This window comes from Desulfonatronospira sp. MSAO_Bac3, from assembly GCF_003838035.1.
In the GTDB taxonomy this organism is placed as follows: Bacteria; Desulfobacterota; Desulfovibrionia; order Desulfovibrionales; family Desulfonatronovibrionaceae; genus Desulfonatronospira; species Desulfonatronospira thiodismutans.
Map to the genome: position 1 here is coordinate 1 of NZ_QYZY01000321.1, position 4,788 is coordinate 4,788.

Genomic DNA, 4,788 nt, shown 5'->3' on the forward strand with positions numbered 1-4,788 from the left:
CATCCCTGCCCACTCCGCTCACATAAAAAGGATCCAGCCCCAGACCCTGCAGGTGACGGGCTGCATTAAAGGGGGCACCCCCGATTACCCTGGACTGGTCCGGGAAGATATCAAAAAGGACCTCCCCGAAAACCAGGACCCTGTCAAAAGCATTTTCATGCATATCCCTTCAACTCCCTGAATATTTTTGACTTGCGCCAGAAACCAGGCCCAAAGCCCATGACCTGGCCCCTCGCCCCCCTCCGAGCAGTCGGACATGTCGGTCCTGTCAGACCTGTCGGACCAGTCAGACCTGTCAGACATGTCAGACCAGTCAGACCAGTCAGACCACCATCAATCCTGATAAATCCACTCCCTGATCCTCTGGCACTCCTGATCCCATTCTGAAGACATCCTCTTGCCGAGAAACATGGAGTACACCTCATCGGTATAGTATATGGCCCTCTCCAGCAGGTACATTTTCTCCAGGAAAGCACCGTCGGGGTCCTCTCCTTCCTGGAGCTGGGTATCCACTTTCGGCGGCTTTAGCCCGTTGAAGGAAAACATCCCTGCATCCAGCTGCATGCTCCAGGAGTTGCTGTCTTCTTCCAGGGTCACCCTGGCCTGGACCACCTTCTTGCCGGTTCCAAGACCCAGCTTGGCCTCCTGCAGCCTGGACATCATGCCAGTACAGACCGCCTTTTCCAGGCTCTCACCTTCTCCGCCCTCCACCACGATCTTCTGTCCCATCCACAGGGCGAAATCCTCACCTTCTCTGGTCTTGAACACGTGATTCTGCTCTTCGCTTTTAAACCAGAGCCAGGTCAAAAAATCCTTTCCCAGTACAGCGTCCTTTTCCTGTGCCAGTTGTAAATCCATCTTAACTTCCTTTTTTTTCAGTCCCATGGGATATATGTCTGAACTCTATCCCTTCCCTGCTGATTAAAGCCTCCTTGTCCCCGGGAAACTGCACCCTGGCCCCGGTCTTCCGGCTCTGCCACAGCTCATCCAGCTTGAATATATTCTCCACCAGGGCCTGTCCCGGCCCCAGAGAGTCCAGTATTTTTTTATACAAACGCATCCTGACAGCCTGATGCATACCGGCAAGCAAATCCCCGGACAGTAAATCTTCCTCTTGAACATCCTGCCGGGCTTCTTCAAGGATATGATCCCAGTAATCTGCATCCACCCGGCCCAGCCTCCAGATATTGGCAATGGATTTCAGAAAACCGGGATTTATTGCTTCAAACTCCGGAACCAGAGACATCCTTACCCTGTTGCGCAGGAAGGTTTTGTCTTTGTTGGTGGCATCAAGCACATAACCCTGGCCCGCAGTCTCCAGAAAATCCATGATGCACTTCCTGGGAATCATTAAAAGGGGCCTTAAAATCCTTCTTTCCGGCACATAAGCCCGCATCCCTGACAGCCCCGGCCAACCTGTACCTCTTTGCAGACGCATGAGAATGTCCTCGGCCAGATCGTTTAAGTGGTGCCCCGTAAGGACATAATCAGCTCCGGTCTTCCTGGCCACACCATGCAGGTACCTGTAGCGCAGTATGCGCGCGGTCTCTTCAATGCCCCCCCTTCCCCTGCCCGCCAGCCTGGATACATTGCTTCGGCCCAGGTGCAATTCCATGCTCAGTTGAGAACAGGTATCCTGCACCAGGGCCAGATCTTCCCCGGCTTCCCTGCGCAGACCATGGTCCAGATAAGCTGCCTCCAGCTTCATGTTCAGGCTGGGAGCCAGATAATGCATAGCCAGGACAAGGGCTGCCGAATCCGGCCCTCCGGAGAAACCGGCCAGGACTTTTTTGCCTTTAAGACTTACACCGGCTTGCCTGTGCACGAAAGAGGAGATGTTCAGACAGAAATGCGCCCACTTTGTGGGCAGGTCCTGAATTTTTGAGTAGCGCATGCAGGATTTTAAAATATTTTTCAGTTTACGTTTGTGACTATTGTCACAAACCTCTTTCAATGATATGGGTCCAGGCATTCAGACGAAAAAAGATGCTGGAACCTTCCGGCTTGCACCCGGAAAAATAATGGGACTCTACCAGAGTGTATCAGCACTATGGAAAACTTCAAAAGCTTTTGCAGCACATTTCAGTAAATATTTTCGTTGTCAGTGATGGCGTAACATACCTTTTTTTAAAAAGAAAAAAAACCCTTAAAGCCCAAAAAAAAGTAACCATTCAGGGGGTTCTCGGTATTGATTGCTGGTACTCACGCCTCTGGCGTGACTTGGGGACTGTTCCCGGGCCGGTTCCGGCGCCACCTGAATGGTTGCAAAAAATATCTATTCAAAGTTTTGATAAACGCCCCGACAATCGTTTCCCTGACGTCGGGATCTGCAGCCCGGATTCCGTCAACCGAAAACCTGACATGATTGATATAAAACAAAAAACCATGCCGGACAAACAGTAGTGATAACCATTTTTCAGAAATGTAAAAAAATTCTTTTTTTGCTTGAAAAAAGGTTGGACTTTGTTTAAATGATGTAAGTTTGTCTTTGCTTTATAATTTCAGAAAGGCAAACACCCAAGAAATTTGAGGAGAAACTAAAGCCCATGCTCAGTCCCGAAGAACAAAAAGCACAGGATATCATTCAAAAATTTATTCACGACAATATACCGGAATATATCCTGGATAATGCCCAGGAACTATACTCTGAAAACGGCATCCACAAGATTAATGTCAATCATAGGGATCAGTACCTTGACCTGGAAGGCAGGATCCAGGGAGAGGATTTTCAGGTATACAACTCCGAAATCGGTCTCAACCTGGACAGTGAAACCATAAACTTTCACTGCAACTGCCCGGAGTCTTTTACCGGAATCTGCAAACATATTGGTGCCACCGCCCTGAAGTTTCTTGCCGGACTAAGAGAAGAAACAGGTGAAGACACACCTGTCACCAGGACTGAATGGCGGCACACCTTTCGCATATACTTTGCCACCGAGCTGGAGCCCGAGCCGGGTCAACATTACCTGGTTTACAGGTTTTTTCCGGAACCCGGACGACTGCAGGTGGAATTCTACCGGGCCAGGCAGAACAAAAACGGGCTTTCATCGGTACTCAATCCCGTTACCCTGGAGCAGATCATCCGCAACCCCAACTGGTGCGAAATATCCCCCCAGCTTCCGGATGTAGTAACCCAGATAGGCTATTCCCTGGACTATTTCGGACACCGGGTGGAAATACCTCCCGGCCTTTTGACCTGGTTTTTCTGGAGCATCAGAAACGAGTATTATCTGTTCTGGGAAGACACAGAGCAGCCGGTACGCGTGGAAACCACATCCATGCGCCTGCAGCTTAGCCCCAGGCTTACAGATGAAGGCCTGGGGTTTGATATCATGCTTGGACGCGAAGGCAAGCTGCCTTTTTCCATCTCAGGAGAAAAAGCATTCTTTTACGGCCAGCTGCCCTTGTGGGTCTGCTGGAAAAACAGCTTCTATCCAGTGCAGACGGGTCTCAACCCCGCCCTGGTGCAGGAACTGGTCTCAGAACAGCCTGTTATTCCCCATAGTGAAATTTCTGAATTTCTGGACAGAGTCTGGACCAGGATTCACACTTCCGACCTATACGGCCATGAAGAGTTTCTGGAGCGCATGTCCCCCATTTTTGTACCAGCCGTGTTCAATCCCAAGCTCTACCTGGACGAGGAGGGCAGCCTGCTTACGCTTCAGATCCAGAACGTATATGAAACAGAGCACGGAGAAATCACCCTTCCCGGTCCCAACCAGGACCTGCAGACCGGGAGTTATCAGTTCGAGGGCAAGTCATTTCTGGTGCGCAGAGAACAGGCCAAAGAAGAAGAACTTCTGTCCAACCTGCAGAACATCGGTTTCCAATCCAGAAACAACAACATGTGGTTTCTGGAGCCTGAAGAGGCCATAACCTTCCTGCTGGATTCCTATCCCAGACTTGTGGAACAGTACCGGGTATACGGGGAAAAGAACCTTACCCGGTACCGGGTGAGGCTGAGCCCCCCCAATGTTGTGGCCAAAGTGGACACCTCCAAAGACGACAAGTGGTTCAACCTGGACATCAAAGTCGAATACGACGATATACGGGTACCCATAGAGAAGATATGGAAGGCCTGGATCCAGGGCAAGCGCTATATCCAGCTCAAGGATGGCTCCTACACCAGTCTGCCCGAATCCTGGATTAAAAAGCTGGAACACAAGCTGCAGACCATGGGGCTTGACCCGCAGAAAGCCCCCAAAAAGAAATTTCAGAATCACGAAGTGCCTGTACTGGAAAACATTCTGGATGACATTGACAATGTTCAGGCCGACTCCTTCTGGAACGAACTGCGGGAAAAAATCCATTCCTTCAAAGAAGTCAGGCAGATTGATCCCCCTCAGGGTCTTAACGCAGAACTGCGCCCTTATCAGCAGCAGGGACTGAGCTACCTGAATTTTCTTTATGAATACCGTTTCGGGGGAATACTGGCCGATGAAATGGGCCTGGGCAAAACCATCCAGACCCTGGCCTTTTTACAGAAACTAAAGGAGCAAGGCAAAAAAGGCCCCTCCATGATAGTGGTCCCCACTTCGGTTCTGACCAACTGGGAACGTGAGGCGCAGAAATTCGTACCCTCCATGCAGCGTCTGCTCATTTATGGATCCAGAAGATCGGGCATGTTCAAAAAAATTAAACAATCCGATCTGATCATTACTACTTACGCCCTGCTGCGCCGTGACCTGGAAGAACTCCAGGAACATGAATACAATGCCATTATCCTGGACGAAGCCCAGAACATCAAAAACCCCAATACAATAACCGCACGCTCTGTGCGCAAGCTCC

The 4,788-nt window shown here is 50.3% G+C and carries 4 protein-coding genes; 2 read left to right on the forward strand and 2 right to left on the reverse strand.

What is annotated here, in order from left to right:
- Nucleotides 1–333 precede the first annotated feature (333 nt).
- Complete coding sequence (locus D5S03_RS11250; protein WP_287044051.1) at nucleotides 334–858, reverse strand: hypothetical protein; 525 nt, start codon at nucleotides 856–858, stop codon at nucleotides 334–336.
- A gap of 1 nt (nucleotide 859) precedes the next feature.
- Nucleotides 860–1,894, reverse strand: a complete 1,035-nt coding sequence (gene tilS / locus D5S03_RS11255; protein WP_287044053.1) for a tRNA lysidine(34) synthetase TilS — start codon at nucleotides 1,892–1,894, stop codon at nucleotides 860–862.
- A 143-nt stretch (nucleotides 1,895–2,037) separates the two neighbouring features.
- Between tilS and D5S03_RS11260 the strand changes: the two genes are divergently transcribed.
- Together D5S03_RS11260 and D5S03_RS11265 are read left to right on the forward strand one after the other, a co-directional pair.
- The gene (locus D5S03_RS11260) at nucleotides 2,038–2,403 is read left to right on the forward strand and encodes a hypothetical protein (RefSeq protein WP_040417503.1); all 366 of its coding nucleotides are present in this window, start codon (nucleotides 2,038–2,040) and stop codon (nucleotides 2,401–2,403) included.
- A gap of 143 nt (nucleotides 2,404–2,546) precedes the next feature.
- Nucleotides 2,547–4,788, forward strand: a 2,242-nt coding sequence (locus D5S03_RS11265) for a DEAD/DEAH box helicase (protein WP_287044055.1), incomplete at its 3' end; no start/stop codon positions are given.